The 25,436-nt window shown below is 70.2% G+C and carries 23 protein-coding genes; 11 read left to right on the forward strand and 12 right to left on the reverse strand.

Annotated features, from left to right (window positions below):
- Positions 1 to 12: 12 nt before the first annotated feature.
- The 11 genes from A6B37_RS05920 to A6B37_RS05970 all read left to right on the forward strand — a co-directional run bounded on the left by A6B37_RS05920 (position 13) and on the right by A6B37_RS05970 (position 13,051).
- Positions 13 to 618 carry a GNAT family N-acetyltransferase gene (locus A6B37_RS05920; RefSeq protein ID WP_102771090.1) on the forward strand — a complete coding sequence of 202 codons (606 nt, stop codon included), beginning with the start codon at positions 13 to 15 and terminating at the stop codon, positions 616 to 618.
- Positions 615 to 2,468, forward strand: coding sequence for an IucA/IucC family siderophore biosynthesis protein (locus A6B37_RS05925; protein ID WP_111825197.1), 1,854 nt, complete (start codon positions 615 to 617; stop codon positions 2,466 to 2,468). Before A6B37_RS05920 ends, A6B37_RS05925 begins: the two co-directional genes overlap by 4 nt.
- Positions 2,465 to 3,214, forward strand: a complete 750-nt coding sequence (locus A6B37_RS05930; RefSeq protein ID WP_111825198.1) for a siderophore ferric iron reductase — start codon at positions 2,465 to 2,467, stop codon at positions 3,212 to 3,214. The genes A6B37_RS05925 and A6B37_RS05930 overlap by 4 nt, the downstream gene beginning before the upstream one ends.
- Positions 3,215 to 3,254: 40 nt before the next feature.
- Positions 3,255 to 4,421 carry an aromatic ring-hydroxylating dioxygenase subunit alpha gene (locus tag A6B37_RS05935; RefSeq protein WP_111825199.1) on the forward strand — a complete coding sequence of 389 codons (1,167 nt, stop codon included), beginning with the start codon at positions 3,255 to 3,257 and terminating at the stop codon, positions 4,419 to 4,421.
- Positions 4,422 to 4,567: 146 nt separating this feature from the next.
- On the forward strand, positions 4,568 to 5,482 hold the full coding sequence (locus A6B37_RS05940; RefSeq protein WP_111825554.1) for a helix-turn-helix transcriptional regulator: 915 nt from the start codon (positions 4,568 to 4,570) through the stop codon (positions 5,480 to 5,482).
- 131 nt (positions 5,483 to 5,613) lie between these two features.
- Positions 5,614 to 6,837, forward strand: a complete 1,224-nt coding sequence (locus A6B37_RS05945) for a multidrug effflux MFS transporter (protein WP_281492753.1) — start codon at positions 5,614 to 5,616, stop codon at positions 6,835 to 6,837.
- A gap of 104 nt (positions 6,838 to 6,941) precedes the next feature.
- Positions 6,942 to 9,143, forward strand: coding sequence for a TonB-dependent siderophore receptor (locus A6B37_RS05950; RefSeq protein ID WP_111825201.1), 2,202 nt, complete (start codon positions 6,942 to 6,944; stop codon positions 9,141 to 9,143).
- A gap of 20 nt (positions 9,144 to 9,163) precedes the next feature.
- Complete coding sequence (locus A6B37_RS05955; protein WP_111825555.1) at positions 9,164 to 10,207, forward strand: ABC transporter substrate-binding protein; 1,044 nt, start codon at positions 9,164 to 9,166, stop codon at positions 10,205 to 10,207.
- Positions 10,204 to 11,205: an iron ABC transporter permease gene (locus A6B37_RS05960; RefSeq protein ID WP_246842380.1), complete on the forward strand. Its 1,002-nt coding sequence runs from the start codon at positions 10,204 to 10,206 to the stop codon at positions 11,203 to 11,205. Before A6B37_RS05955 ends, A6B37_RS05960 begins: the two co-directional genes overlap by 4 nt.
- Entirely contained in the window at positions 11,202 to 12,236 is a 1,035-nt protein-coding gene (locus tag A6B37_RS05965) for an iron chelate uptake ABC transporter family permease subunit (RefSeq protein WP_111825202.1), read from the forward strand. The genes A6B37_RS05960 and A6B37_RS05965 overlap by 4 nt, the downstream gene beginning before the upstream one ends.
- Positions 12,233 to 13,051, forward strand: a complete 819-nt coding sequence (locus A6B37_RS05970; protein WP_246842381.1) for an ABC transporter ATP-binding protein — start codon at positions 12,233 to 12,235, stop codon at positions 13,049 to 13,051. Before A6B37_RS05965 ends, A6B37_RS05970 begins: the two co-directional genes overlap by 4 nt.
- Before the next feature lie 13 nt (positions 13,052 to 13,064).
- Here the strand turns inward: A6B37_RS05970 and A6B37_RS05975 are convergent, their stop codons facing one another.
- The 12 genes from A6B37_RS05975 to A6B37_RS06030 form a co-directional block, all read right to left on the reverse strand.
- On the reverse strand, positions 13,065 to 13,817 hold the full coding sequence (locus A6B37_RS05975; protein WP_111825204.1) for an amino acid ABC transporter ATP-binding protein: 753 nt from the start codon (positions 13,815 to 13,817) through the stop codon (positions 13,065 to 13,067).
- Positions 13,818 to 13,839: 22 nt separating this feature from the next.
- Positions 13,840 to 14,493: an amino acid ABC transporter permease gene (locus tag A6B37_RS05980; RefSeq protein ID WP_102771080.1), complete on the reverse strand. Its 654-nt coding sequence runs from the start codon at positions 14,491 to 14,493 to the stop codon at positions 13,840 to 13,842.
- Positions 14,494 to 14,624: 131 nt separating this feature from the next.
- Positions 14,625 to 15,416, reverse strand: coding sequence for an amino acid ABC transporter substrate-binding protein (locus tag A6B37_RS05985; protein WP_102771079.1), 792 nt, complete (start codon positions 15,414 to 15,416; stop codon positions 14,625 to 14,627).
- A 106-nt stretch (positions 15,417 to 15,522) separates the two neighbouring features.
- A complete protein-coding gene (locus A6B37_RS05990) occupies positions 15,523 to 16,485 on the reverse strand; it encodes a tripartite tricarboxylate transporter substrate-binding protein (protein ID WP_246842382.1) in 963 nt (320 codons plus the stop codon).
- 68 nt (positions 16,486 to 16,553) lie between these two features.
- Positions 16,554 to 18,134, reverse strand: coding sequence for a sulfatase-like hydrolase/transferase (locus tag A6B37_RS05995; RefSeq protein ID WP_111825206.1), 1,581 nt, complete (start codon positions 18,132 to 18,134; stop codon positions 16,554 to 16,556).
- A complete protein-coding gene (locus tag A6B37_RS06000; RefSeq protein WP_246842383.1) occupies positions 18,131 to 19,822 on the reverse strand; it encodes a bifunctional 3-(3-hydroxy-phenyl)propionate/3-hydroxycinnamic acid hydroxylase in 1,692 nt (563 codons plus the stop codon). Before A6B37_RS06000 ends, A6B37_RS05995 begins: the two co-directional genes overlap by 4 nt.
- 44 nt (positions 19,823 to 19,866) lie before the next feature.
- Positions 19,867 to 20,709, reverse strand: a complete 843-nt coding sequence (locus tag A6B37_RS06005) for an alpha/beta hydrolase (RefSeq protein WP_111825207.1) — start codon at positions 20,707 to 20,709, stop codon at positions 19,867 to 19,869.
- A 13-nt stretch (positions 20,710 to 20,722) separates the two neighbouring features.
- Complete coding sequence (locus A6B37_RS06010) at positions 20,723 to 21,325, reverse strand: amino acid synthesis family protein (protein WP_111825208.1); 603 nt, start codon at positions 21,323 to 21,325, stop codon at positions 20,723 to 20,725.
- Between the two features lie 38 nt (positions 21,326 to 21,363).
- A complete protein-coding gene (locus A6B37_RS06015) occupies positions 21,364 to 21,858 on the reverse strand; it encodes a VOC family protein (protein ID WP_102771074.1) in 495 nt (164 codons plus the stop codon).
- Positions 21,859 to 21,874: 16 nt separating this feature from the next.
- Entirely contained in the window at positions 21,875 to 22,912 is a 1,038-nt protein-coding gene (locus A6B37_RS06020; protein WP_111825209.1) for a glycosyl hydrolase, read from the reverse strand.
- 28 nt (positions 22,913 to 22,940) lie between these two features.
- Complete coding sequence (locus A6B37_RS06025; RefSeq protein WP_111825210.1) at positions 22,941 to 23,735, reverse strand: SDR family oxidoreductase; 795 nt, start codon at positions 23,733 to 23,735, stop codon at positions 22,941 to 22,943.
- Positions 23,736 to 23,778: 43 nt separating this feature from the next.
- On the reverse strand, positions 23,779 to 25,329 hold the full coding sequence (locus tag A6B37_RS06030) for an acetolactate synthase large subunit (protein ID WP_111825556.1): 1,551 nt from the start codon (positions 25,327 to 25,329) through the stop codon (positions 23,779 to 23,781).
- Between the last annotated feature and the right edge of the window lie 107 nt (positions 25,330 to 25,436).

Here is a 25,436-nt window from a genome sequence, read left to right on the forward strand (position 1 = left end):
CAAGGAGCCGCGATGATGATCATGACCGCCACCTTCCTCAGCGCCATCGACCGCCAGGCGCGCAACCGCTATGACGACGGCGCCGGCCTGGCGCTGCGCCCGCTGGACCCGGCCGCCGACGCCGCCCTGCTGCGCCAGTGGTTCTCGATGGACTATGCCCGTTTCTGGTCCATGCAGGAGCACACCGAGGCGCAGGTGCGCGAATTCTACGAAGCGCTGGCCGACAGCGGCCACGCCGCCGCCTGGCTCGGCAGCTACCAGGACCGCCCGGCCTTCCTGCTGGAGTGCTACGACCCCGCCCACGACCAGGTCGGCGAGCACTATCCCGTATGCCACGGCGACCTGGGCATGCACATCTTTATCGGGCCGCCCGAGGTGCGCATCCCTCACTTCAGCCGCCGGGTGTTCGCCTTCGTCATGCGCTTTCTGTTCGACCGGCTGCACGCCCGGCGCGTGGTGGTCGAGCCCGACAGCAACAACATCAAGATCCATGCGCTCAACCTGGCCATGGGTTTTACCTACGCCGGCCAGGCGCGCTTTCGCGAAAAGACCGCCAGCATCGCCTTCTGCACCCGGCGGCAGTTTGAACAGGCCCAACTCCAGGAGTCGTCCCTATGAGCACCCAGCCCCATCCCGCCCGGATCGCCGACCACCTCGCGCCCGACGTCTGGCAGAAGGTCAACCGCCTGCTACTCAGGAAAGCCATCTCCGAATACGCCCACGAATGGCTGCTGGAACCCGAGCGCCTGGGCCCGGCCGAGGCCCCCGGCTTCGACCGCTACCGGCTGGCGCTGGCCGACGGCCACGCCGTCTACCATTTCGACGCCCAGATGATGGCCATGCGCCACTGGCGCATCCCGCCCGAGTCCATCTCCAAGACCGTCGCCGGCACGCCCGCGCCGCTGGACGCGCTGCAATTCGTGATCGAAATCCGCGACAAGCTGGGCCTGCCCGAAGACCGCCTGCCCATCTACCTGGACGAAATCACCAGCACGCTGCACGGCAGCGCCTACAAACACACCCGCGATGCGCTGCCCGCTGCCGAGCTGGCGCTGGCCGACTACCAGACCATCGAAACCGCCATGATCGAAGGACATCCCAGCTTCGTCGCCAATAATGGCCGGCTGGGCTTCGACGCCGAGGACTACCACGCCTACGCCCCGGAATGCGCCAGCCCGATCCGGCTGCTGTGGCTGGCGGTGCACAAGGACAACGCCCATTTCGCGTGCCTGTCCACCATGGACCACGACAGCCTGCTGCGCGACGAACTGGGCGCCGCCGTCCTGGCCCGCCATCGCGACAGGCTGCGCGACATGGGCCTGGACCCGGCCGACTACTACATCATGCCCGCGCATCCCTGGCAGTGGTTCAACAAGCTGTCGCTGGCCTTCGCGCCCTACGTGGCCGCGCGCAAGATCGTCTGCCTCGGCTACGGCGACGACGACTACCTGGCACAGCAATCGATCCGCACCTTCTTCAACATCTCCCAGCCCGGCAAGCATTACGTCAAGACCTCGCTGTCCATCCTGAACATGGGCTTCATGCGCGGGCTGTCGCCCTACTACATGTCCGGCACCCCGGCCATCAACGAGTACATACACGGGCTGATCGCGTCCGATCCCTGGCTGCGCGAAAACGGTTTCACCATCCTGCGCGAAGCGGCCTCGCTGGGCTTTCGCAACTACTACTACGAAGCCGCGATCTCGGTCGACACGCCCTACAAGAAGATGTTCTCGGCGCTGTGGCGCGAAAACCCCGTCGCGCTGATCGGTCCCGGCCAGCGCCTCATGACCATGGCCGCGCTGCTGCACGTCGACCCGCAAGGCGGAGCGCTGCTGCCCGCGCTGATCCGCGCCTCGGGCCTGAACACCGGCGCCTGGCTCGAACGCTACGTGGACGCCTATCTCACGCCGCTGGTGCATTGCTTCTACGCCCATGACCTGGTCTTCATGCCGCACGGCGAAAACGTGATCCTGGTGGTCGAAGACCACGTGCCGGTGCGCGCCTTCATGAAAGACATCGCCGAGGAATCGTCCATCCTCGACCCGCAGGCCGCGCTGCCCGAGAACGCCCGCCGCCTGGCCGCCAACGTGCCCGAGGAGTACAAGCTGCTCACCATCTTCGTGGACGTGTTCGAAGGCTACTTCCGCCACCTCTCGCAGGTGCTGGCCGATACCGGCCTGATGCACGAGGACGCGTTCTGGAAACTGGTGGCCGGCCGCGTCGCCGCCTACCAGCAAGCGCATCCGCAGCGGCTCGACAAATACCGCCGCTACGACCTCTACGCCCCCGACATGATCCATTCGTGCCTGAATCGCCTGCAGTTGGCCAACAATCTGCAGATGGTCAACCTGGCCGACCCGATCGGCAGCTTCCAGATGGCGCCGCGCCTGCCCAACCCGATCGCCCCCTACCGGCCGCAGTGGCTAGACCAGGAAGCGGCCGACGCCGCGCGGGCGCTTGCGTGAACCGCGAACTGGAAGACCTGCTGGCGCTGACCGCCCGCCTGGTGCCCGGCCTGGCCGGCCAGGTCGCGGCGGGCACCGGCCCGGGCATCCGCCCGGGCGCCGACAACGCCCAGGCCATCGCGGGCTTGCGCGACATCTGGCGCCAGCGGCATCCCGAAGCCGGCCCGCACTACCTGGCCCTGCGCTGCTGGGGGCTGCTGATCTGGCAGCCGGTATACCTGAGCGTGATCGCGGCGCACCGCAGCGCCATCGTGCCGGACCTGTCCGGCATGAGCCTGCCGGTGCCGGACGACGGATTCATCATCGGGTATACGCTGCCGCCCCACGCCCCCTGGCGCGCCGACCCGTGCCAGCGCATCCATACCGCCGCCGCGCAGCTGCGCACGCTATGCGCCGGCTTCTACGGCGAACTGAGCCGCGCGCTGCGGATCAGCGCGCGCGCCGCCGAAAGCATGCAGGCCGATTGCGTGCTGCAGGCCCTCCTGGCCGCGCGCCGCGACCACGGCGCCTGCGCCAACGCCTGGGCCCAGCGCCAGGCCGGCCTGTGGCTGAACCTGCTCGGCCTGCAGGGACGCAGCGGCTACCTCAGCTACGAACGCGCATCGCTGCCGCGCATCGCCGTCGACCGGCAGGTCTGCTGCCATGACTTCCGCAAGCGCGACGGCGACTACTGCAGCACCTGCCCCAAACTGGATCTTGCCGACCGCATGGCCCGGATCGACGCCGAGCACGCCGAAGCCGCCTGAAGGCGCGGCGGCCCGGGCGGCACGGCACAAGGAGTCGCACATGAACGATATCGGCCGTCTCGCTCACGTAGAGCAGGCTGTCAGCCCGCTGCACGTGCGGGCCTATTTCGACCAGGCCCTGTACGCCCGCGAACAGGAACTCATATTCAAGCAATGCGCCACGTACATGGGCCACGAAAAAGGCGTGCCCGAACCGGGCGACTGGCGCCGCCTGCCCCACGAGGAAGGCGGCCGCGTGCTGGTGCGCAATGCGCGCGGCGTGGAGCTGGTGTCCAACGTCTGCCGCCACCGCCAGGCACTGATCCTCGGCGGCGAAACCGGCGCGGTGACCGGCCCCGGCAACCCGGCAGGCAACCTGTCGGCCACCGGCGGCAACATCGTCTGCCCGCTGCACCGCTGGACCTACGACGACCAGGGCCATCTGCTCGGCGCGCCGCAGTTCCCCAGCACCCCGTGCCTGAATCTGCCGCGCTTTCCGCTCAGGAACTGCCACGGCCTGCTGTTCGAAGGCCCGCGCGATCCGCTGCGCGACCTGGGCGGCCTGTTCGGTCGTCCCGAATTCGATTTCTCCGACTACGTGCTCGACCACGTCGAGGTGCACCGGTGCAACTACAACTGGAAAACCTTCATCGAGGTCTACCTCGAGGACTACCACGTCGGACCGTTTCACCCCGGGCTGGGCCGCTTCGTCACCTGCGAGGACCTGAGCTGGGAATTCGGCGACTGGCACAGCCTGCAGCGCGTCGGCGTGCACGACGCGCTGGAAAAACCGGGTTCCGACGTCTACCGCGACTGGCACGACACGCTGATGCGCTACCGGAGCGGCTCGGCGCCCGACTTCGGCGCCATCTGGGTGACGTACTTCCCCACCCACATGATCGAGCTCTACCCCCACGTGCTGGTGCTCTCGACCCTGTACCCGAAAGGGCCGCAAGAAACCCTTAACATCGCCGAGTTCTACTACCCCGAGGAAATCGCCCTGTTCGAACGCCCCTTCGTCGAGGCGCAGCGCGCGGCCTACATGGAAACCGCGATCGAGGACGACGAAATCGGCGAGCGCATGGACGCCGGCCGCCTGGCGCTGCTGCGCCGCGGCGTGTCCGACAGCGGGCCGTATCAATCCCCGATGGAGGACGGCATGCAGCACTTCCACGACTGGTATCGCGGCATCATGGGCGATGCATTGGGAGACTGCGCCGCGCCATGAACGATGCAGATGCGAATATGTGCTATTCTCATTTTCATGATAAACGGCGGTTGACGCGCCGCCCATGGGCTCATCCCGTAATGCCAGCGACGACCTTGAACCCGGCTCCCTCCCCCGTCCGCTTCACCGTGGCCGATTTCGACCGCATGGGCAGCGAGAACGGCTTCCGCTACCGCCTGCCGCAGCCTGGCGGCGGGCTGCGCGCCAGCCCCGAAACCCTGTGCATCGCCGAAGGCCGGGTCGAAACCTACCAGATCCGGCCCGGCCTGACGCTGGTGCTCTCAGACGTGCGCGTGCACCAGGACTACGAGGCTGCCTCGATGATGTCCCCCCGCTTTTCCGCCATCGTCATGTTGCAAGGCCATGCCCGCACCCGCCTCGACCGCCACGACGACGTCAGGCTGGCCGCCCACAGCGGCATCAGCGCGCTGTACGGCGACACCGTCGCCATGACCGGCACCCACGCGGCCGGGCAGCGCCTGCGCAGCGTCAACCTGTCCCTGTCGGCCCCCGACGGCGCGGCCGACGACCGGATCAGCGAAACCATCTGGAAAGCGCTGCGCACGCCCGCGCTGCGCCTGCGCCGCTGGCAGGCGCCGGGCCATCTGCTGCACACCATCGAACACCTGCTGGCCTGCGACTGGGACGCTCCCTTGCAAGAGCTGCTGCGCGAAGGCGTGGCGATGGAGTTGCTGGCCCACGCACTGGCCTCGCTGGAACAGCGCGCGCCCGCCGAAGGCACGCTGTCCGAGCGCGACCGCCAACTGCTCGAACGCGTGCGCGAACGCCTGCACGACGCGCCCGGCGAGGAACACACGCTGGACGACCTGGCCCGGCTGGCCTGCATGAGTCCCAGCACCTTGCGCGCCAAGTTCCAGGCCGCCTACCAGCGCTCGGTATTCAGCTGGCTGCGCGAGCGCCGGCTTGAGGTCGCCCGCGAACAACTGGCCCAAGGCTGCAGCGTGCAGCAGGCCGCGCACCTGGTCGGCTACCGGCACGCCACCAATTTCGCCACGGCGTTTCGCGAACGCTACGGCATCGCCCCCAGTGAACTGAACTGAGCGCATGGCCTTGCGGGGCTTACGGCGGCGCTCATTGCTCTTGCGGCATTCTCCATTCCCCGCGGGCACGGCGGCGGGCGACCATCGGGCAGAGCTTCCCGCCGTGGGAAGCGCCAGCCATGGATGCCCTCGTGCCGCGCTCCGAACCCCTGCCTTCCTTTCCCACTATGGTGCTGATGCTGGGCCTGCTGGCCTGCGTCGCGCCAGCCACCATCGACGCCTATCTGCCCGCCTTCGGCGCGCTCGGCAGGGAGTTCGCGGTCGCGCCGCAAACCGTGCAGCTCACGCTGGGCGTCTACATGGCCTGCTACGCGTCCATGCTGCTGTTGCACGGCACGCTGTCAGATTCGCTGGGACGGCGCCGCATCGTGCTCGCTGCGCTGGGGGTCTATCTCTGCGGGACGCTGATGGCGGCAATGGCGCCCAGCTTCGGCTGGCTGCTGGCCGCACGCGCGGTGCAGGGGCTGTCGGCCGGCGCGGGCATCGTGGTCGGCCAGGCTATCGTCCGCGACTGTTACGACGGCGCCGTGGCGCGCCGGGCCATGTCCTACCTGATCCTGGTGTTCAACCTGTCGCCGGCGCTGGCGCCCATCATCGGCGGCTACCTGGCGGCGCACCAGGGCTGGCGTTCCATCTTCGTGCTGCTGGCGGCGCTGGCCGGCGCCGCCTTGCTGCTGTGCGCGCGGCGCCTGCCCGAAACCCTGCCGCCCGACCGGCGCCAGACGCTGGCCTGGCGCACGCTGGGCGGCAACTATCTGCGTTTGCTGCGCGACCGGCGCTATGTCTCGCTGGGCCTGGCGTTCAGCCTGCTGTTCGCCGCCCAGGGGCTGCTCATCGGCGCGGCGCCCGACTTCATCGCCAACGTGCTGGGCCTGCCGGAAACCGATTTCGCCTATCTGTTCGTGCCGCTGGTGGCCGGCGCCATGGCCGGCGCACTGCTGGCGGCGCGCAAGGCCGGCCGCTGGTCCGACGGCCGCGTCACGCTGCTGGCCTACGGACTGATGGGCGCCAGCTGCCTGGCCTTCGTGCTGTACATGGCAGGCGCCGCGCCGCCGCGCCTGCCGTGGGCGGTGCTGCTGCCGGGCCTGTACACCTGCGGCCTGGCCATGGCGGTCCCCGCCATGACCCTGCGCATCCTGGCGCGGGCGCCGGACCTGTCCGGCACCGCCGCTTCGGTGCTGGGCTTCATGCAAATGCTCACGTTCTCGATAGTCAGCGGCTGGTGCGTGCCGCTGGTCTATGGCCGGCCGCTGCAGCTTGCCGCCGGCATGCTGGCATGCGTGGCGGCAAGCGCCGCGGGCTGGGCCTGGCTGCACCGCCGCGCAGCGCCCGTGGTCAACACCGAGTCAGGCTAAGCAGGGCGGCATTCTGCATACGTATCGCATCGTCCGGCATACCCAGGCGGGTCGGTAAAAAACAACAATTCTCATTACCAAATCTTTCTGCCGGAGCCCGCCTCATGTTGTTCGTTCTGTCCTCGCCCGCCGCCCGCCCGCGCCGGACGACTCCTCTTGTCTACGCCATCAAGGCGGCCCTGGCCTGCTCCGCCCTCGCCCACCAGGCCGCCGGCGCCCAGTCCGCCGAAAACGTGAAGCAACTCCCCTCGGTCACCGTCAGCGGCGAGGGCGTCACCGGCACCACCGAAGGCACCGGCTCCTACACCACCGAAGCCATGAGCACGGCCACCGGCATGACGCTGTCGCCGCGCGAAACGCCGCAGTCGGTCAGCGTGGTCACCCGCCAGGAAATCGAGGACCAGGGCCTGCAGGACACCGGTTCCATCCTGGCCAGCGCGCCGGGCATCTCGGTCACCACCAGCGACAGCAACCGCCTGTCCTTCTCGTCGCGCGGATTCGCCATCGACAACTTCCAGTTCGACGGCCTGAATTCCCCCATCCTCAGCCTGTGGAACTACGGCGCCACCGATCTGGACTCCGCCATCTACGACCGGGTCGAAATCGTACGCGGCGCAACCGGCCTGATGACCGGCTCGGGCAACCCTTCGGCAGCGGTGAACTTCGTCCGCAAGAAGCCGCTGCGCGAGTTCGCCCTGTCCGGCGGCGCCAGCGTCGGCAGCTGGAACCACGTCCGCGGCGACGTCGACCTGTCCGTGCCCATCCTCGAAAACGGCCGCATCCGCTCGCGCTTCGTGGCCGCCTACGATCAGGGCGACAGCTACGTGACCTTCCTGGACAAGCGCAAGCGCACCTTCTATGGCACGGTCGCCGCCGACCTGACCCCGGACACCGTGCTGACTGTGGGCCTCGAATACCTGCGCAACCAGAGCAGCGGCTTCGGCAGCGGCTTTCCGCTCTTCTACGCCGACGGCTCGCGCACCGATTTCAATCGCTCCGTTGCCAACAACACGCGCTGGGCCCGTTTCGACGTCGAATCCACCACCACCTTCGTGGACCTGGCGCACCGCTTCGCCAACGACTGGAAGGCGCGCGCCGCCTACAGCCACAATAGCGGCGAATATCGTTTGAAGCACATGTTCCGCGGCGGCTACCCGGACCGCGTCACCGGCGCCGGCATGACCGGCGCGTTCAACAACTACGACGGCGACCGCTCGCGCGACGACATCCACCTGACGCTGTCCGGCCCGTTCCAGCTGCTGGGCCGCAAGCACGAGCTCGCGCTGGGCTGGATGAGCGTGAACGACCACAGCGACATCGGCCGCTACGCAATGACCGGCGCCGCGCCGGACCTGGGCAGCTACTTCGACTGGCGCCAGGACCGCATCGCCGAACCTACCTGGGCCAGCGACAAGACGCCCGCCGACGACATGCGGGTCAAGCAAACCGGTATCTACGCGGTGGGGCGTTTCGCGCTGGCCGATCCGCTGCACCTGATCGTGGGCGGGCGCTGGAGCAACTGGGAAACCAGGCAGAACTATTTCGGCAGCAAGCGCGAGTACAAGATCAATAACCAGTTCACACCCTATGCCGGCCTGGTCTACGACATCGACAAGACCTATAGCGCCTACGCCAGCTACACCGAGATCTTCCAGCCGCAGAACCGGCGTTCAATCGATGGCTCCATCCTGCCCCCCATCGACGGCAAGAGCTACGAGATCGGGCTCAAGGGCTCCTACCTGGACGGGCTGCTGAACGCCGCGGTGGCGCTGTACCAGACCCGCCAGGACAACCTGGCGCAGCCCATCCCCGACGAGTTCGTCGAAGGCATGCCCGGCACGCCCGCCTATCGCGCCGTCTCGGGCGCCAAGGTCCAGGGCTTCGATCTGGAGGCCAACGGCCAGCTCTCGCCCGGCTGGAACGTCGCCGCCAGCTACACGCATTTCACCACCAGGGACGCCAAGGGCAACGCGATCAACACCGAGCATCCGCGCAGCCTGTTCAAGGTCTACACCACCTACCGCCTGCCGGGCGACCTGCACCGCCTGACCGTGGGCGGCGGCGTCAACTGGCAAAGCAGCATCTACCGGTCCGCACCCAGCCCGCGCGGCAATGTGCGCGTGCAGCAAGGCAGCTACGCCCTGGTCAACCTGATGGCCCGCTATGACTTCTCCAAGCGGCTTTCGGCCACCCTCAACCTGAACAACGTGTTCGACAGAAAGTATTACGACCAGATCGGCTTCTACAGCCAGGGCTGGTACGGCGCGCCCCGCAACGTCATGCTGACGCTGCGCGCGCAGTACTGATGGCGACGGCGGCCAGCACGATGCGTTTCTTGACTCTGGCTATCGCGGCGCTGGCCCTGGTGCTTGGCTTGGCCGCCTGCGAGCGCGCGCCGCAGACGCCCGCCGCTTCCGCGGCCGATGCCGCAACCGCCGCAGCCGGCTTTCCCGTTACGCTGGACAGCGCGCTGGGCCAGGCGGTGATCCCCGCCCCGCCCAGGCGCGTCGTCACCCTCGGGCTGGGCGCCGACGACCTGGCGCTGGCGCTCGGCGTGGTGCCGGTGGGCGTGGGCCGGGCCGACTGGGGCGGGGACGTCGATCACTACTGGCCCTGGGTGCGCGCCGCCATCGAGGCCCGCGGCGAGCCGCTGCCCGAACGCATCACCGTCTATCCCGAACTGGACATCGAAAAGATCATCGCGCTGCGCCCGGACGTGGTGCTGGCGCCGTTTTCCGGCGTGAGCCCCGCAGGCTATGCGCAGCTGTCCAGGATGGTGCCGGTGGTGGCCTACCCGGATCAGCCCTTTCTGACGCCGGTGGACACGCAGATCGACCTGATCGCGGCGGCCCTGGGCAAGCCGGACGCCGCCGCCCCCTTGAAGGCTCGCATCCACGAGACGCTGGCGCAGGCCGGGCGGCGCTATCCCGAGCTGGCCGGCAAGACCTTCGCCTATGTGCGCGCCGATCTGGGAACCGGCAACTTCACCGTCTACGTCGCCGGCGATCCGCGGGTGGACACGCTGGGGGCCATGGGGCTGGCGCTGGCCCCGTCGGTGCGCGACATGCGCGCCAGCGCCGGGCATTTCGCGCATTACCTGGGGCTGGAGAACGCCGACGCGCTGGCCGACGCCGACATTCTGGTGAGCTGGTTCTACACGCCCCAGGAGCGTGAGCGCACCGAGGCGCTGCCGCTGTACGCCGCCATTCCGGCGGTGCGCCGCGGCGCCTACGTGGCGCTGAGCGACCCGGCGCTGGTGATGGCGTCGTCTTCCGGCACGCCGCTGGCGGTGTCCTGGATGCTGGACCGGCTGGCCCCGCAACTGGCGCAGGCCGCGCGCCGGGCCGAACACGACGAGGGCCGCCCGTGACGGCAGCCGCTACGCATTGGCGCCGCGCGGCGCTGCTGATCGCGGCCTGTATGCTGCTGGCCGCGGCCGCGCTGGCCAGCCTGTGGCTGGGCTCGCGCGGGCTGTCGGCGGGCGCCGTCTGGCAGGCGCTGACGCGGCCCGATGACAGCCACGCCGCGCTGGTGGTTGCGTCCCGGGTGCCGCGGACCCTGCTGGCCCTACTGACCGGCGCGGCGCTGGCCGTAGCCGGCGCCCTGATCCAGGCGCTGACCCGCAACCCGCTGGCCGAGCCTGGCCTGCTGGGCGTGAATGCGGGTGCCGCCGCTTCCATCGTCAGCGTGGCGCTGCTCCTGGGCGGGCTGCCGCCGCATCCGTTCTGGGCCGCCCTGCCCGGCGCGCTGGGCGCCGCCGCCGTGGTCTATCTGATCGGCGCGGGCGGCCGGGGCCTGCAGCCCGAGCGGCTGATCCTGGCAGGCGCCGCCGTCAACGCCGTGCTGTTCGCCTACGTGCAGGCCGTGGCGCTGCTGCGCGACGATCTTTTCGATTCCTACCGCTTCTGGGCCGTGGGCTCGCTGGCCGGACAGGGCCTGGACACCGCGCTGCGCGCCGCGCCCTATATCGGCGCCGGCCTGCTGCTGGCCGCGGCGCTGGCCCGGCCGCTGAATCTGCTGGCGCTGGGCCGGGCGCTGGCGCAGGCGCTGGGGCTGCGCGCCGGCCTGTACCGCGCGCTGGGCCTGCTGTGCGTGGCCGTGCTGGCGGCCGCGGCCACGGCGGCGGCCGGCCCCATCGCCTTCGTCGGCCTGGCTGTGCCGCACATCGCGCGCCGCCAGGCCGGTTCCGACCTGCGCTGGCTGCTGGCTTATTGCGTCGTGCTGGGTCCGCTGCTGATGCTGGTCGCCGACATTCTGGCGCGGCTGCTGCGCGCACCGGCTGAGTTGCTGACCGGCGTGGTGGTGGCGTTCATCGGCGCGCCCTTTCTGCTGACGGCGCTGCGCCGCGGCGGGCGGGAGCCGGCATGACGCGGCCGGCGGCCGTGCTGCGCGCCGGCGATTGGCTGGCCCTGCCGGTGGCGCCGCGCGCGCTGGGCTACGGCGTACTGCTGCTGATTCTGGCCGGCGTGCTGCTGGCGGCGTCGCTGCGCGCGGGCGATCCCTTGCTGTCCTGGGATGCCTTGTGGCGCACGCTGCAAGGCGGCGGCAGCAGCGTGGAGCAATGGCTGTTGCACGCGGTCAGGCTGCCGCGCGCGCTGGCGGCGCTGGGCGCGGGCGCGGCGCTGGGCCTGTCCGGCGCGCTGTTCCAGAGCCTGACCCGCAACCCGCTGGGCAGCCCCGACGTGATCGGGCTGACGGCCGGCGCGGCCGCCGGCGCCGTGGCGGCGACCATGATCTGGCCCGGCGTGATGCCGGTGGCCTGGGGCGCGGCGGCCGGCGCGCTGGCGGCCACGCTGGGCGTCTGGTTCGGCTCCGGCGCCGGCTTCGCCGCGCCGAGGCGTATGGTCATCGCCGGCATCGCCGTGGGCGCGCTGGCCTTCGCCTTCGTGCAGTTCGGCCTGTCCAGCCTGCGGCGCGAGCAGGCCTATGTGGCGGCCGCCTGGCTCAACGGTAGCCTGGCCGGCAAGACCTGGGGCGACGTCGCGCTGATCGGCGCGGCCTGCGCCGCGCTGCTGCCGCCGGCGCTGGCGCTGTGCGCCCGGCTGCGCCTGCTGGAAATGGGCGACGACCTGGCCCAGGCGCTGGGCGCGCGGCCCGACCGCAGCCGGCTGGCGGCCACGCTGGTGGCGGTGCTGGCCGCAGCCGCGGCGGTCACGGTGGCCGGGCCGGTGGCCTTCATCGCGCTGGCCGCGCCGCAGATCGCCCGCCGCTGCGTCCGCGCCAGCGGACCGCAGCCGCTGCTGTCCGCCCTGACCGGCGCCGTGCTGCTGGCGGGGGCCGACCTGCTGGCCCGCGCCGCCGGTCCCGGCGGCCTGCCGGTGGGCGTGCTGACCGCCGGCATCGGCGGCGTTTATCTGGCTTTTCTGCTGGTGCTCGAATGGCGCAAGACTTCCGCATGAACCCTGATCCCCTCGACCGCAACCCCGGCGCGCCCGCGCTCGAACTACGCCGGGTCAGCCTGGCCTATGGTGAACGGCAGGTGCTGGAGTCGCTGTCGCTGACGATCGCAGCCGGCGCCTTCACCGCGGTGGTGGGCCCGAACGGTTGCGGCAAATCCACGCTGCTGCGGGTGCTGGGCGGCGCGTTGGCGCCCACCCGCGGGCAGGCGCTGCTGGACGGCGCCGATCTGGCGGCGCTGCGGCGCAAGCCGGTGGCCCGGCGACTGGCCTACCTGCCGCAGAACCCCATCGCGCCGGAAATGATCAGCGTGCGCGATCTGGTGGCGCGCGGCCGCTACCCGCACCAGAGCCTGCTGCGGCAATGGTCGGCGGATGACGCCCGCGCGGTGGACGCGGCGCTGGCCGACACCGACCTGGCGGAGCTGGCCGACCACCCCGTGCATACGCTGTCCGGCGGACAGCGCCAGCGTGCATGGCTGGCGCTGGTGCTGGCGCAGGACGCCGGCATCATGCTGCTGGACGAGCCCACGACCTACCTGGACATCCGCCACCAGATCGATCTGCTGGAGCTGTGCGCGCGGCTGCACCGCGACGGGCGCACGCTGGTGGCGGTGCTGCACGACCTGAACCTGGCGTTCCGCTACGCCGACCGGGTCGTCATGATGCGGGCCGGACGCGTGGCGGCGCACGGCGAGGTGCGCAGCGTGGTGACGGAAGATTCGATACGGCAGGTCTTCGACCTGGAGTGCCGGGTGGCGCCGGACCCGGAGACCGGCAGCCCCATGATCGTGCCCCGGCGCGCCGGCCGGGGCTGAAGCGGCACGGGGCCTACAGCATGTGCGCGAGGAATTCGCGGCTGCGGGCCTGGCGCGGGGCGCTGAAGAATTCGGCCGAGGGCGCTTCTTCGATGATGCGGCCTTCGTCCATGAAGATCACGCGGTGCGCGACTTCGCGCGCGAAACCCATTTCGTGGGTGACGACCAGCATGGTCATGCGTTCGTCGGCCAGCTGCTTCATGGTGCGCAGCACCTCGCCGGTGAGTTCCGGGTCCAGCGCCGAAGTGGGCTCGTCGAACAGCATGATGTCCGGCTCCATCGCCAGCGCGCGGGCGATGGCCACGCGCTGCTTCTGGCCGCCGGACAGCCGCCCCGGATAGTTGTCGCGCTTGTTCAGCAGGCCGACCTTGCGCAGCAGCGCCTCGGCCTTGGGCACGATGTCGGCGCGCGCCATGCCCTTGACGGTGATGGGCGCCTCGATCACGTTCTGCAGCACGGTCATGTGCGGGAACAGGTTGAACGACTGGAACACCATGCCCATCTTGCGGCAGATGCGGCGCACGTCGGCGTCGCCGGCATACTGGCTGCGTCCGCCTTCGACCGCGCGGGCCATGGACTCGCCCTCGATCTCGATGCTGCCTTCGTCTATGGTTTCCAGGTGGTTCAGGCAGCGCAGGAAGGTGCTCTTGCCCGAACCGGACGGGCCGATCACCGCCACCACTTCGCCCTGGCCCAGGGTCAGGGATACGCGGTCCAGCACGCGGTGCGGACCGAAGGATTTGACGATGTCGCGCGCCTCGATCATGACGGGGCGTCCGGACGTCGGATTACTGGTCGTATTTGGCATAGCGCTTTTCCATATGCTGGAAGAACCAAGTCAGGACCAGCGTCATGATGAGATAGAAGGCGGCGGCGACCAGGAACGGCGAGGTCGTGAAGTCGCGCTGCACGATGCCGCGCGCGGTGCGCAGGATGTCGTTGAGCGCCAGCACGTAGATGAGCGAGGTGTCCTTGACCAGCGTGATGGTCTCGTTGCTCATGGGCGGCAGCACCCGCTGCACCATCTGCGGCAGCACGATGCGGCGCAGGGTCTGCAGGTAGGTCATGCCCAGCACCTTGCTGCCCTCGTACTGGCCGCGGTCCACCGACAGGATGCCGGCGCGGAAGATCTCGGCGAAATAGGCGGCGTAGTTGAGCGCGAAGGCCACGACCGCGGCGGGAAAGTCCGGCAGGCGCACGCCCACCACGGGCACGAACGGCAGCGCGAAATAGATGAACAGCATCTGCAGCATCAGCGGGGTGCCGCGCATGAGCCAGATGTAGCCGTTGACCAGGCGGCTAAGCAGCTTCCATTTGGATATCCGCGCCAGCGCCAGCACCAGCCCCAGGGGCACGGCCAGCGCCAGCGTGATGAAGAACAGCGTCAAGGTCACTTTCGCGCCTTCCGCCAATGGCCCCAATAGGGAGAGTACGTAGTCCATGCAGTGGGTTCGCGCCGCCAGGGCAACAGGGATTCATGAGCAAGCCCGCCTGGCGCGCGACGGCGCTGCGGCGGGCTGCGGAAAACTCGGCGGGACGCCCGGGCCGGCTGGCCGCAGGCGCCCCAGGCCGCTTACTTGATGATGTTGGCGCCGAACCACTGGGTGGCGATGCGGCCGGCGGTGCCGTCCTGCTTCATCGAGTCCAGCGTCTGGTTCAGCTTGGCCAGCAGTTCGGTGTCGTCCTTGCGCACGCCGACGCCGTAGTCTTCGGTGCCGAAGTTCTCGTCCAGCACGCGGTATTCGCCGGCGCGCTTGCTGATGAGGTAGCGGCCCACCACTTCGTCGACGACGATGGCGTCGAGGCGGCCGGCGGCCAGGTCCATCAGGGCCGTGACGTTATCGCCGAACTTCTTGACTTCCTTGATCTGCGCGGCGACCGGGTCCTTGGCGATGGCGTCCGTGGCGCTGCTGCCGTCCTGGGCGCCGACGACCTTGCCGGCCAGGTCGGCCTTGAGCTTCACCGGCGAGGCGTTGCCCACGATGATGATCTGGTGGTTGGCCATGTACGGGGAGGTGAAGCTGATGTTCTTCTTGCGCTCCTCGGTGATGGTCAGGCCGTTCCACAGCACGTCGACGCGCTTGCCGTTGAGCTCGGCTTCCTTGGCGCTCCAGTCGATCGGCTTGAACTCGACTTCCATGCCCAGGCGCTTGCTGGCTTCCTTGGCCATGTCGATGTCGAAACCGACGATCTGGTTGTTCGCATCCCGAAAGCCCATGGGCGGGAAGTTGTCGTCCAGGCCGACGACGACCTTCTTGGCGGCGGCGGGCGCCTGCGCGTCGGCCTTGGGCGTATTGTCGCCGGGGCCGCAGGCGGTGAGCATCGCGGTGGCGGACACGAGAAGCAGTGCAGTCAGTTTTTTCATGCTTATGGGCGCGCGGGGCGCAGGAATGGAGAAAACCGGGGGCCGGTTAAAGCCGCGAGCCGGTATTTTATCCTCTTGCGCGCCGCGCGCCCGCAGGCCCGCCGTTTCAGTCCTTGCGGATGCCGGCGGCCTCGATCAGGGCCTGGTAGCGGGCGGCTTCCGCCTTCATGGCTTCCAGGGTCGCCTGCGGGGTGGAGCCCAGCACCTGCAGGCCGCGCGCCTCGTAGGTCTTGCGGAAATCCGGCTCGGCCGTGACCGCGGTCACGGCCAGGTTGATCCGCGCCACCAGGGCGTCCGGCGTCTTGCCGGGGACGAACAGCGAGAACACCGTCGACGGAATGCTGCCGGGCTTGCCGCCGGCCTCCTCCAGCGTCGGCACGTCCGGCATCATGGCGGCCCGTTGCGGCGAGCCCGCCACCAGCACGCGGATCTTGCCGGCCTTGTACTGCTCGGCCACCGCCAGGCCGCCGGCCATCACGCTGTCCACGTCGCCGGCCATGACCGCCGTCATCGCCGGCGCCACGCCCTTGAACGGCACGTAGGTGAACTGCACGCCTTCGGCGCGCGCCAGCATGGCCATGCCCAGGTGGTTCACGTGGCCCTGCCCGCCGGTGCCCACGTTGATGCGCTGCGGGTTGGCGCGGGCGTAGTCGATGAATTCGCGGTAGCTCTTGGCCGGAAAGGCGTCGCTGACCGCCACGTACAGCTGCACCTGCCCCAGGTCGGTGACCGGCTTGAAGTCCTCCTGCCAGCGGTACGGCACCTTGGCGTACAGGAAAGGATTGGTCTCCAGCGCCAGCCGGTCGATCATCAGCAGCGTGTTGCCGTCGGCCGCGGCGCGGGCGACGTAGTCGCTGCCGATGATGGCGTTGGCGCCGGGCCGGTTCTCCACGATCACGGTCTGGCCGCTCTGCTTGAAGAGCCGGTTGCCCAGGTCGCGCGCCAGCACGTCCGGCTCGGTGCCCGGCGGATACGGCACCACGATTTTGACGGTGTCCGACGGCCAGCCCTGGGCCGCGGCCGGCCCGGCGGACGTCAATGCGAGCGAGGCCCACAATACAGCTTGCAAACAACAGCGATACGGCGATCCCATGGCACTTCCCCTTGTGTAGAAACCCTAGATCAGACCGGCGCGCTTCACCAGCGGCCGATCAGTATGCCCATCATCCGTTCGTGCGCGTGCGTGCGCGCACAGACCTCGGCGTCGGTCTCGCTGGCCCGGCGTTTCAGGCCTTCGTGCCAGTCCAGCAGCGCCGCCCTCATGCGGGCGACGACCGGCGCCATGCCCGGGTCGGCGCCCAGGTCGCGCAGTTCGCCCGGGTCGTCGCGCAGGTCGAACAGCTGGGCCGGATAGCCCTGCCAGTGCAGGTACTTGTAGCGTTCGTCGCGCACCATCAGGCCGGTGCACTCGCGCGTGCCGCGTCCCAGGAACAGGCGCGCCTCGCGGTAGGCGTAGTCCAGGCTGCCCACCACGTACTCGCGGGCCGGCGCCTCGGGCTGTCCGCCGCGGATGTCCGGCAGCAGCGAGCGGCCCTCGATGCGGTGACGCTCGGGCGGCAGGCCCAGCGCGTCCAGCACCGTGGGCACGATATCGATGCACTCGACGAAGGCGTCGCTGCGCCGCCCGCGGCTGGCGTCGGCCTGCGCCGTGGGGTCGTAGACCAGGCAAGGCACGCGCATGGCGCTCTCGAAAAAGTATTCCTTCTCGCCCAGCCAGTGGTCGCCCAGGTGGTCGCCGTGATCCGAGGTGAACAGGATCAGCGTGTCGCGCAGCCTGCCGCTGCGCTCCAGGAAGTCCAGCACCCGGCCGATCTGGTCGTCGATCTGCTTGACCAGCCCCATGTAGACCGGACGCACTCCGCGCCAGACCTCGTCGCGCGCGAACGATACGGATTCTTCCAGGCGCTGGTAGGCGCCATGCACCGGATGGGGCCGTTCGCGCTCGGCCTGCGAGCGCACCGGCGGCGGGCAGTCTTCCGGCCCGTACAGCGCGTGGTACGGGGCCGGCGCCTTGTACGGCCAATGCGGCTTGATGTAGGACAGGTGCAGCGCCCACGGCGCGTCGCCCTGCTCCTGCATGAACTGCAGCGCGCGGTCGGTCAGGTAGGCGGTTTCGGAATCGGCCGCGTCCACCCGCGCCGGCAGCGGCGCGTTGCGCATCAGCCAGCCGCTGGCCGGGGCGCCGTCCGGGCCGAGGCTGCCGATGACGTAGTCTTCCCAGGGCCGTTCGCTGTCGTAGCCGCGCTCGCGCAGGTAGCGGCGGTACGCGCTGTTCTCGGCCAGTTCGAAGTGGCCGTCGTAGCGCTCCAGCGGCACGAATCCGCCCTGCAGGAAGCGCTGTTCGTCCTCGGCCGCATAGCCCTTGGCGCGCAGCCCGGCGCGGTCGGGCACGAAATGGGTCTTGCCCAGCAGGTGCAGCGCGCGGCCGGACTGGGCCAGGTACTCGCCCAGGCACCACTCGTCCACCGGATGCGGCACGCGGTTCCAGGTGACCCGGTGCGACAGCGGATAGCGGCCGGTGTAGTACGAAGCGCGCGACGGGCCGCAGACGGCCGAGGTGACGTAGGCCCGGTCGTACTGCACGCCCATGCCCGCCAGCCGGTCGATGTTCGGCGTGCGCAGCGCGCCGGCCCCGCCATAGCAGGACAGATGATCGGCGCGCAGCTGGTCGCACATGATGAAGAGCACGTTGCGGACCGTGCGTGCGCCGGCGCTCATGGCTGCGCTCCGTTCAGCGCCGCCGCCGCGGCGCAGGCCAGGCCGGCGGCCTGCGCCGGCTCGGCGGGCGCGGGCGCGCCGCCCGGCACGAAGCGGGCGGCGAACTGGCCCAGCAGCGCGGCGGCATCCTCGCGCCGTCCGAGCGCCGCGACATAGCGGTCCGGCCGCAGCAGCACCCAGTCGGCGCCGGTGCGCTGGAACCAGAAATGCAGCGCGTTCTCGGTGTCCTGCAGCACCGGCAGCGGCCCGGCCTGGGCCGCGTCCGGCGCGCAGCCGCTGCGGGCGCGCTGCGCGGCCACGTAGCGGCACCCCAGCCTGTCGAGCTGCGCGCGCAGCGCCGGCGTCAGCGCCGCGCGCGGGTCCCAGCGCCAGCCCAGCAGGGCGAAGCCGGCGCCCAGCGCCTCGTCCATGCGGCTGGTGGCCCCGTCCTCGGTCTCGACCAGCGGCTGGATGAACATGCGGCCGATGCATTCGCGCTGGACGCGGTCGGCGCTGTCGCCCACCACGCCGCGGCTGTAGCGCGGCATGGGCTTGAACTTCATCTGCAGCACGTAGTCCCGGATGCGCGGGATCTTGCGGATCGACATGAAAAAGGCGTCGCGCAGCGCGGCCAGCGCCGGGTTGGTCTGCGACAGCATGGCGCCGAACATGTCGGCCAGCGAAATCATGGCGCGGGCGTGGGCGTGGCGTTCGTCGTGGTAGCTCTGCAGCGCGGCCGGATCGAGCCGGCCCTGCACGATCCAGGCCACCTTCCAGGCCAGGTTGAACGCGTCGCGCAGGCCGGCGTTCAGGCCCTGGCCGATCCACGGCGGCGTGAGGTGGGCGGCGTCGCCCGCCAGGCAGACCCGGCCGTTGACGAAGCTGCGCGCCACCCGCGAATTGTGGGTGTAGACCCGCGCGCGGATGACGTTGAGCCGGCTCGGATCGGCCACGTGATGGCGCAGCAGCTCCTGCACTTTTTCGGGCTGCAGGATCTGTTCGCTGTCCTCGCCCGGGAACAGCATGAATTCCCAGCGCCGCAGGCCATACGGCAGGCGCAGGCAGACGTAGGGACGGCGCGGCTCGCAATGCAGCGCCGTATAGGGCGCGTCCAGCGGGTCCTGGTCGCACTCGATGACCACCCACTTGCGCGGATGGGTGTTGCCGTCGAACGGCAGCTTCAGCAGGCGCTCGCGCACCGTGCTGCGCCCGCCGTCGGCGGCCAGCAGATATTGCGCGCGGATCTCGCGCTCGGCGCCGTCGGCCCCGCGCACCCGCGCCGTGACGCCGTGGGCGTCCTGGTCCAGCGCCAGCAGTTCCGTGCCCAGTTCCAGGGCCACGTGCGGAAAGCGCCGCAGGCCCGCGCGCAGGGTGCGTTCGCCCAGCGGCTGCGAGAACAGGTTGCGGCGGTACCAGCCGAATTCGCGCGTGGCCGGCAGGATTTCGGCGAAGCAGCGCTTGGTCCGCGTGTACATGCGCATGGGCACGTTCTGGATCATGTCGCGCAGCATCTCGTCGGCCAGGCCGGCGCTCTGGAAGGTGCGCATGGCCTCGTCGTCCAGGCCGACGGCGCGCGGATAGTCCAGCACGTCGGCGTTGCGCTCCAGCACCCGCGTGGCCACGCCGTAGCTGCCCAGCAGATTGGCCAGCGTCACGCCCACCGGCCCGGCGCCCACCACCAGCACCGGCACTTCTTCGATATGCGCCATGTCGGCTCTCCCTTGGTTTCTTGTCGTATGCGCGCGCGCCCTGCTCAGGCGCGCCGCAGGAATTCGCCCACCGCCTGCGCGAAGGCGTCCGGCTGATCGTCGTGGATGTAGTGGCCGGCCCCGGCGATCTCGGTCCAGGCCACGTTCGGGTTGCGCGCCGCCATGTCGCGGGCGGTGGCCGCCTGCAGGTAGTCGGACCGCCCGCCCCGCAGCACCAGGGTCGGACAGGCCAGCGCCGCGACCGGCGGCCACAGGTCCACCACGCGCGCCGGATCGGGATCGAGCCGGGTCGCCGCGATGCCGGCATGGTCGTGGCGCCAGGTCCAGCCGCCCGCCCCGTCCGGCTTGAGCATGTGCCGCAGCCGTTCCTCGCGCGCGGCCTCCGGCACGCTGGGACGCAGCGCCCGCAGGTACTCGCGCGCCGCGCCGATGTCGGCGAAGGATTCGGGCGTCTCGCGCAGTTCGCGCTGGATGCGGGCCGCGCCCGCGCTGCCTTCGTACGCCGCCGGGCCCGCGTCCTCGATCACCAGGCGGCGCACGCGCCGCGGATAGGTCGCCGCGAACACGATCGCGGCGATGCCGCCCATCGAGTGGCCCAGCAGGTCGAAGCGCTCCAGGCCCAGCGCGTCGGCAACGCCGGCCAGGTCCGCCACGTAGGCGTCGGTGTAATAGTTGCGCGCCGGGTCCCAGTCGCTGGCGCCGCGGCCGCGCTGGTCATAGGCCAGCACGCGGAACTCCGGCTGCAGCGCCCGGGCGATGCCGGCGAAGGTTTCGGCATAGCCGCGGATGCCGTGCAGCATGAACAGCGGGCGGCCGTCCCGCGGCCCCCATTCGGTCAGGCGCAGGCTCAGGCCGTTGACGGCGATGTCGGAGTCGCGGCGTTGCATGGCTGCGCCCCTTTCAGCAAAGGCCGTCCTGGCCCGCGATCTCGCTGGCCGCCAGGCCGCCCAGGCGCGCGTGCAGGCGGCCGCGGGTCGCGAACGCGAAGGCGATCAGCACTTCGTCGCGGTTGGGCGCGTCGGCGAACAGCGCGGTCACGGTGTCGTAGTGCGAACGCACATAGAGCGCGTCCTTGTGCGCCAGCGGAATGTCGACCACGGCGCCGGGGCCGCCGCGCTTGCCGGTCGAGGGCACCCAGGCCTTGCCGCCGCCCAGGGCCGCGCGCACCGGCTCGGCGAACACCGTGGTCAGCAGCGCATTGCCGTGCTCGTATTCGCCATCGGCGCCCACGACGCAGGCCTTGCCGTAGCTTTCCAGCGGCTGGCCGCCGGCCGCCTCGATGATGCGGCGGCCGAACTCCTCGCCCAGCATGCCCGAGGGCTCGACGTAGGCCGACAGGTCGCGCTCGAAGCGTCCCGCGTACGGGTTGTGCAGCACGGCGGCGATGACGATCTTGCGCAGCGGCGCGCCGTCGGCCGGCTCGCCGGTCTCGGTGGCCAGCGTGTCCTCGACTTGCAGATACCACTTGCGGATGCGGTAAGGGCCGAAGTTGGGGGTGTTCATGGATGCTCCAGTGAATTGGGAATCGGAATGGGTGGCGCTTAGAGCGGATCGAGCGTCATGGGGACGCTGGGGGCGTTGTGCTCGTGCAGCACGCGCTTGCCCGCCTCGTCGCCGTGCACGGTCTCGCAGAAGAATTCGAAGCGGTGGCCGTCCGGGTCGGTGAAGTACACGCCGTAGCCCACCTTGTGGTCGGTGATCTTCACCACGTCCACGCCCTTGGCCAGCAACATGCCGTAGAGCCGGCGCAGCTCGTCGACGTCGCCCTCGATCTCCAGGCCGTAGTGCTGCATGTTGATGGGGCCGCGCGCCGGCGCGGCGCCGCCCTCTTCCTGCGGCGCCTTGATCAGCGCGATATCGTGGTGCTTGCGGCCGAAGGACAGGAACACCCATTGCTCGCCGCGCGCGGTCTCCTGCATGCCCAGCACGGATTCGTACCAGGACGCCGAGGCGAACGGGTCCCGCACGAACAGGGCCAGGTGGGTGCGCGCGATGCGCGGGCGGCGCTCGGCCGGCGCGAGGGCGGAGTTGGACATGGCGGTCTCCGTGCGTTCAGTTGATGGACTGGGGATGCGCCGTGACCGGCGCGACGTGCGGCGTCCAGGCCACCGCCGTGATCTCGCTGAAGTCGCGCCACTCCTTGAACCAGCTGCGCCCGCCGTCGGTGGAGCGGAACAGGTGGCCGTACTTGGTGCCGGCGAACGCCAGCCCGGGGTCGGCGGCATGCACGCCGAAGGCCCAGAAGGTGGAGTTGGGCGCCGTGTGCAGCAGGGCCGGCCGCCAGTTGCGGCCGCGGTCGTCCGACAGGTAGATGCGGCTGCGCGTGCCCGGCGTGCCGTCGCCGATGGCCAGCAGCAGCGTATCGGGCGCGCCCGGCAGGGCCTGCACCGTGCGGGTGTAATACATGCCGTCGAAGCGCGACTTGGAGGCCGCGCCCTCCCAATGCCCGCCGTCGTCCTCGCTCAGGTAGACCGAGTTCACGCTCAGCACCATCGCGGTCTTGGGCGCGGCGGCCGTGGCCGGCAGGATGGCCACGCAATGGATGTCGGGGTTGGCGATGGCGCCGTCCTCCTGGTCCACGCGCTGCCAGGTGTCGCCGCCGTCGCGGCTGCGCCATAGCCCGCCCTCCTCGACGCCGAACCAGACTTCGCGGCCGTCGTCCGGGTCCACGCAGACGGAAAGAATGCGCGGACGATTCACGCCGCGGCAGAACTCGGGCAGCTCGGGCGACAGACGCTGCCAGCTGGCGCCGCCGTCGACCGAACGGAACATGGCGGCGCGCGAGGGCGCGCCGGTGCCGGCGTACATGCGCCGGGGGTCGGACGGATCGATCGCGATGGCCCAGACCGTCATGCCGTTCATGGGCGAGTCCACCCGGGCGAAATGCGCGCCGCCGTCGGTGCTGATGCACAGGCCGGCGTCGGCGCCGGCGAACACGCGGCGCGGGTCGGCCGGGTCCACGGCCAGGCTGCGCACCGTACCGTCGAACTCGATGGCTTCCTTCAGGCCCAGGCGGTGCCAGGTGGCGCCGTCGTCCACGCTGCGCAATATTCCTTGGCCGGCCGTGCCGACCAGTATCGTGCCTTGCATATCCAGACTCCTATCCGGCGCTTGCCGGTCAAAGAAAAATGCCGCGCGTGATGCCGCCGTCCACGCCCAGCGACTCGCCGGTGATCGCGCCGGCGCGCGGCGAGGCCAGGAACAGCACGGCGTCGGCGATCTCGGCCGGCTGCAGCACGCGGCGTATGGGCGTGGCCTTCGCGTAGTTGGCCTCCACCTGCGCGGCGGTCAGCCCCTGTTTGGCGGCTTCCTTTGCGTACAGCTCATGGATGTGCGGGGTCTCGACCACGCCCGGATGGATTACGTTGACAGTGATGCCGTCCGGGCCGAGCTGGTCCGACAGCGTCTTGGTCAGGTGGCAGATGGCGACGTTGCGCATGCCGGAGAGCTGCTTGCTGCCGCGCCCGGTCAGCCCGCCGATGTTGACGATGCGGCCGTAGCCGCCGCGGCGCATGTGGGGCGCGGCGGCCTTGGCGCAGCGCATGTAGCCCACGACCTTGATGTTGATGTCTTCCAGCAGGCCTTCGGGATCGGCCTCGTCGATCTCGCTGCGCACCAGCCCGCCCGGATGCGCGGCGCCGTTGACCAGGATGTCGATGCGGCCGAAATGGGCGGCCACCTGCTGCATCATCGCGTCGACCTGGGCGGTGTCGGACACGTCGGCGGCGAAGCCCCGCACCTCCACGCCGCTGGCGCGGGTGATCTCGGCGGCAACTTCGTCCAGCTGCGCCTGGCGGCGGGCCACGATGGCCACCCGCACCCCTTCGGCCGCCAGCGCTTCGCTCACCGCCCGTCCGATGCCCAGGCTGCCGCCCGTGACCACGGCGACTTTCCCCTTGAGTTGCAAATCCATCGCGTCTTGCTCCTTGTGTATAGATAGAGAGAGGGAGCGGCGCCTACAGCGCCATCTCGATCAGGGCGGGACCCGGACGCCGCAGCGCCTGTTCCAGTTGTTCGGCCAGGGCTTCGGAAGTCGCGGCGCGGCTTGCCGGCACGCCGTAGCTGGCGGCCAGCCCCACCCAGTCGATGCGGGGGGCGTCCAGCGCGGTCATTGCGGCGGCGCGCTCGCCCAGCGCCGCGCCGCCGCGGCGCAGTTCGTTGCGCAGGATGGCGTACTGGTGATTGGCGGCGATCAGCACCGTGACCGGCAGGTTTTCGCGCGCCAGCGACCACAGCGCCTGGATCGTGTATTGCGTGCTGCCGTCGGACAGCAGCGCCACCACGCGGCGGTCCGGGCAGGCGATGGCCGCGCCCATGGCGACCGGCAGGCCCTGTCCGATCGCGCCGCCGGTATTGGTCAGCACCGTGTGCGGGGCCGCGCCGGCCGAGGCCGCGTACAGGGGATAGCCGCAGGTGCCGCCCTCCACCGACACGATGGCCTGCTCGGGCAGCGCGCGCGCCACCACCGCCGCGATGGATTGCGGCGTGAGCGCGCCGGCGGCGGGCTGCGGCAGCAAGGCGTCGGCCGGCTCGAACGCGGGCGCGCCCGCCAGCTCGGCCAGCGCCTCCAGGCGCGAGGCGGCGTCGCCGCCCGGCGCGGCCAGCGTCAGCAGCCGCTCGGGCGGCACCAGCCGGCTCGGGTGGCCGGGGTAGCCGAAGTACGTCACCGGCGGCAGCGCGCCGGCCAGCACCACCAGGTCGGCCGCGTCCAGCGCCGCCCGGGCGGGTTCGGGAAAATAAGGCAGGCGGTCGAAATCCGGCAGCCCCCGGCCGCGCTCGGAGCGGGCCGGAAACGTCTCGGCGTAGGCCGAGCCGCCCAGTGCGGCGCAAAGCCGCGCCGCGGCGATCTGCGCGCGGCGGCCCAGGCCGCTGTCCGGCCCGCCCCCGCCCAGCAGGAACAGCGGACGCCGCGCCGCGCTCAGGCGGCGCCAGACGGCGGCGGCGTCGAAATCGTCGTCCGCCCGGTCCGCAACGGCCGCGGCCGGAGCCGGCGCGGCCTGGCCGTCCAGGTTCTCGGCCTGGAAGTCGGCCGGAAAGATCAGCGTCGCGCCCTGGCCGCCGCGGGCCAGGCTGGCCGCGACCGCCTCGCCGGCGTCGCGGGCGGCGTCCTGCGCCGAGGCGATGCGCCGCACCCAGCCCGAGACCGGGCGCGCCAGCGACTCGATGTCCGAGGTGAGCGGCGCGTCGCAGTCCAGGTGCCAGCTGGCGTGGTCGCCGATGACGTTGACGATGGGCGTGCGGGCGCGGCGCGCGTTGTGCAGGTTGGCGATGCCGTTGGCGAATCCCGGCCCCAGGTGCAGCAACGTGGCGGCGGGCTTGCCGGCCAGGCGGCCGTAGCCGTCGGCCGCGCCGGTGCACACGTTTTCCTGAAGGCCGATCACGCAGCGCATGCCCGGCACCTCCTCCAGCGCGCGCACCAGATCCAGCTCGGTCGTGCCGGGGTTGGCGAAACACAGTTCCACGCCCTGCTCGCGCAGGGCCTCCAACAGGGCTTTAGCTCCAGTCATCATTTCAGCCTCCTTTGATTGCCACTTTATCGTAATTTGATAATTCTGCAATTCTTTTTGGCCGTTTGATGCGACTCAACCCATTAAGATTATCTATTTGATGAACA

Source organism: Achromobacter sp. HZ01 (assembly GCF_003267925.1).
Taxonomy (GTDB): domain Bacteria; phylum Pseudomonadota; class Gammaproteobacteria; order Burkholderiales; family Burkholderiaceae_B; genus Achromobacter; species Achromobacter pulmonis_A.

Coding starts and splice junctions, on each gene's coding strand:
- A6B37_RS05920 (WP_102771090.1), top strand. CDS start 13: ATGATGATCATGACCGCCACCTTCCTCAGCGCCATCGACCGCCAGGCG.
- A6B37_RS05995 (WP_111825206.1), bottom strand. CDS start 18,134: ATGAGCGCCGGCGCACGCACGGTCCGCAACGTGCTCTTCATCATGTGC.
- A6B37_RS05980 (WP_102771080.1), bottom strand. CDS start 14,493: ATGGACTACGTACTCTCCCTATTGGGGCCATTGGCGGAAGGCGCGAAA.
- A6B37_RS05970 (WP_246842381.1), top strand. CDS start 12,233: ATGAACCCTGATCCCCTCGACCGCAACCCCGGCGCGCCCGCGCTCGAA.
- A6B37_RS06015 (WP_102771074.1), bottom strand. CDS start 21,858: ATGTCCAACTCCGCCCTCGCGCCGGCCGAGCGCCGCCCGCGCATCGCG.
- A6B37_RS05985 (WP_102771079.1), bottom strand. CDS start 15,416: ATGAAAAAACTGACTGCACTGCTTCTCGTGTCCGCCACCGCGATGCTC.
- A6B37_RS05965 (WP_111825202.1), top strand. CDS start 11,202: ATGACGCGGCCGGCGGCCGTGCTGCGCGCCGGCGATTGGCTGGCCCTG.
- A6B37_RS06010 (WP_111825208.1), bottom strand. CDS start 21,325: ATGAACACCCCCAACTTCGGCCCTTACCGCATCCGCAAGTGGTATCTG.
- A6B37_RS05935 (WP_111825199.1), top strand. CDS start 3,255: ATGAACGATATCGGCCGTCTCGCTCACGTAGAGCAGGCTGTCAGCCCG.
- A6B37_RS05955 (WP_111825555.1), top strand. CDS start 9,164: ATGCGTTTCTTGACTCTGGCTATCGCGGCGCTGGCCCTGGTGCTTGGC.
- A6B37_RS06025 (WP_111825210.1), bottom strand. CDS start 23,735: ATGGATTTGCAACTCAAGGGGAAAGTCGCCGTGGTCACGGGCGGCAGC.
- A6B37_RS05950 (WP_111825201.1), top strand. CDS start 6,942: ATGTTGTTCGTTCTGTCCTCGCCCGCCGCCCGCCCGCGCCGGACGACT.
- A6B37_RS06020 (WP_111825209.1), bottom strand. CDS start 22,912: ATGCAAGGCACGATACTGGTCGGCACGGCCGGCCAAGGAATATTGCGC.
- A6B37_RS06005 (WP_111825207.1), bottom strand. CDS start 20,709: ATGCAACGCCGCGACTCCGACATCGCCGTCAACGGCCTGAGCCTGCGC.
- A6B37_RS05975 (WP_111825204.1), bottom strand. CDS start 13,817: ATGATCGAGGCGCGCGACATCGTCAAATCCTTCGGTCCGCACCGCGTG.
- A6B37_RS06000 (WP_246842383.1), bottom strand. CDS start 19,822: ATGGCGCATATCGAAGAAGTGCCGGTGCTGGTGGTGGGCGCCGGGCCG.
- A6B37_RS06030 (WP_111825556.1), bottom strand. CDS start 25,329: ATGACTGGAGCTAAAGCCCTGTTGGAGGCCCTGCGCGAGCAGGGCGTG.
- A6B37_RS05940 (WP_111825554.1), top strand. CDS start 4,568: ATGGGCAGCGAGAACGGCTTCCGCTACCGCCTGCCGCAGCCTGGCGGC.
- A6B37_RS05925 (WP_111825197.1), top strand. CDS start 615: ATGAGCACCCAGCCCCATCCCGCCCGGATCGCCGACCACCTCGCGCCC.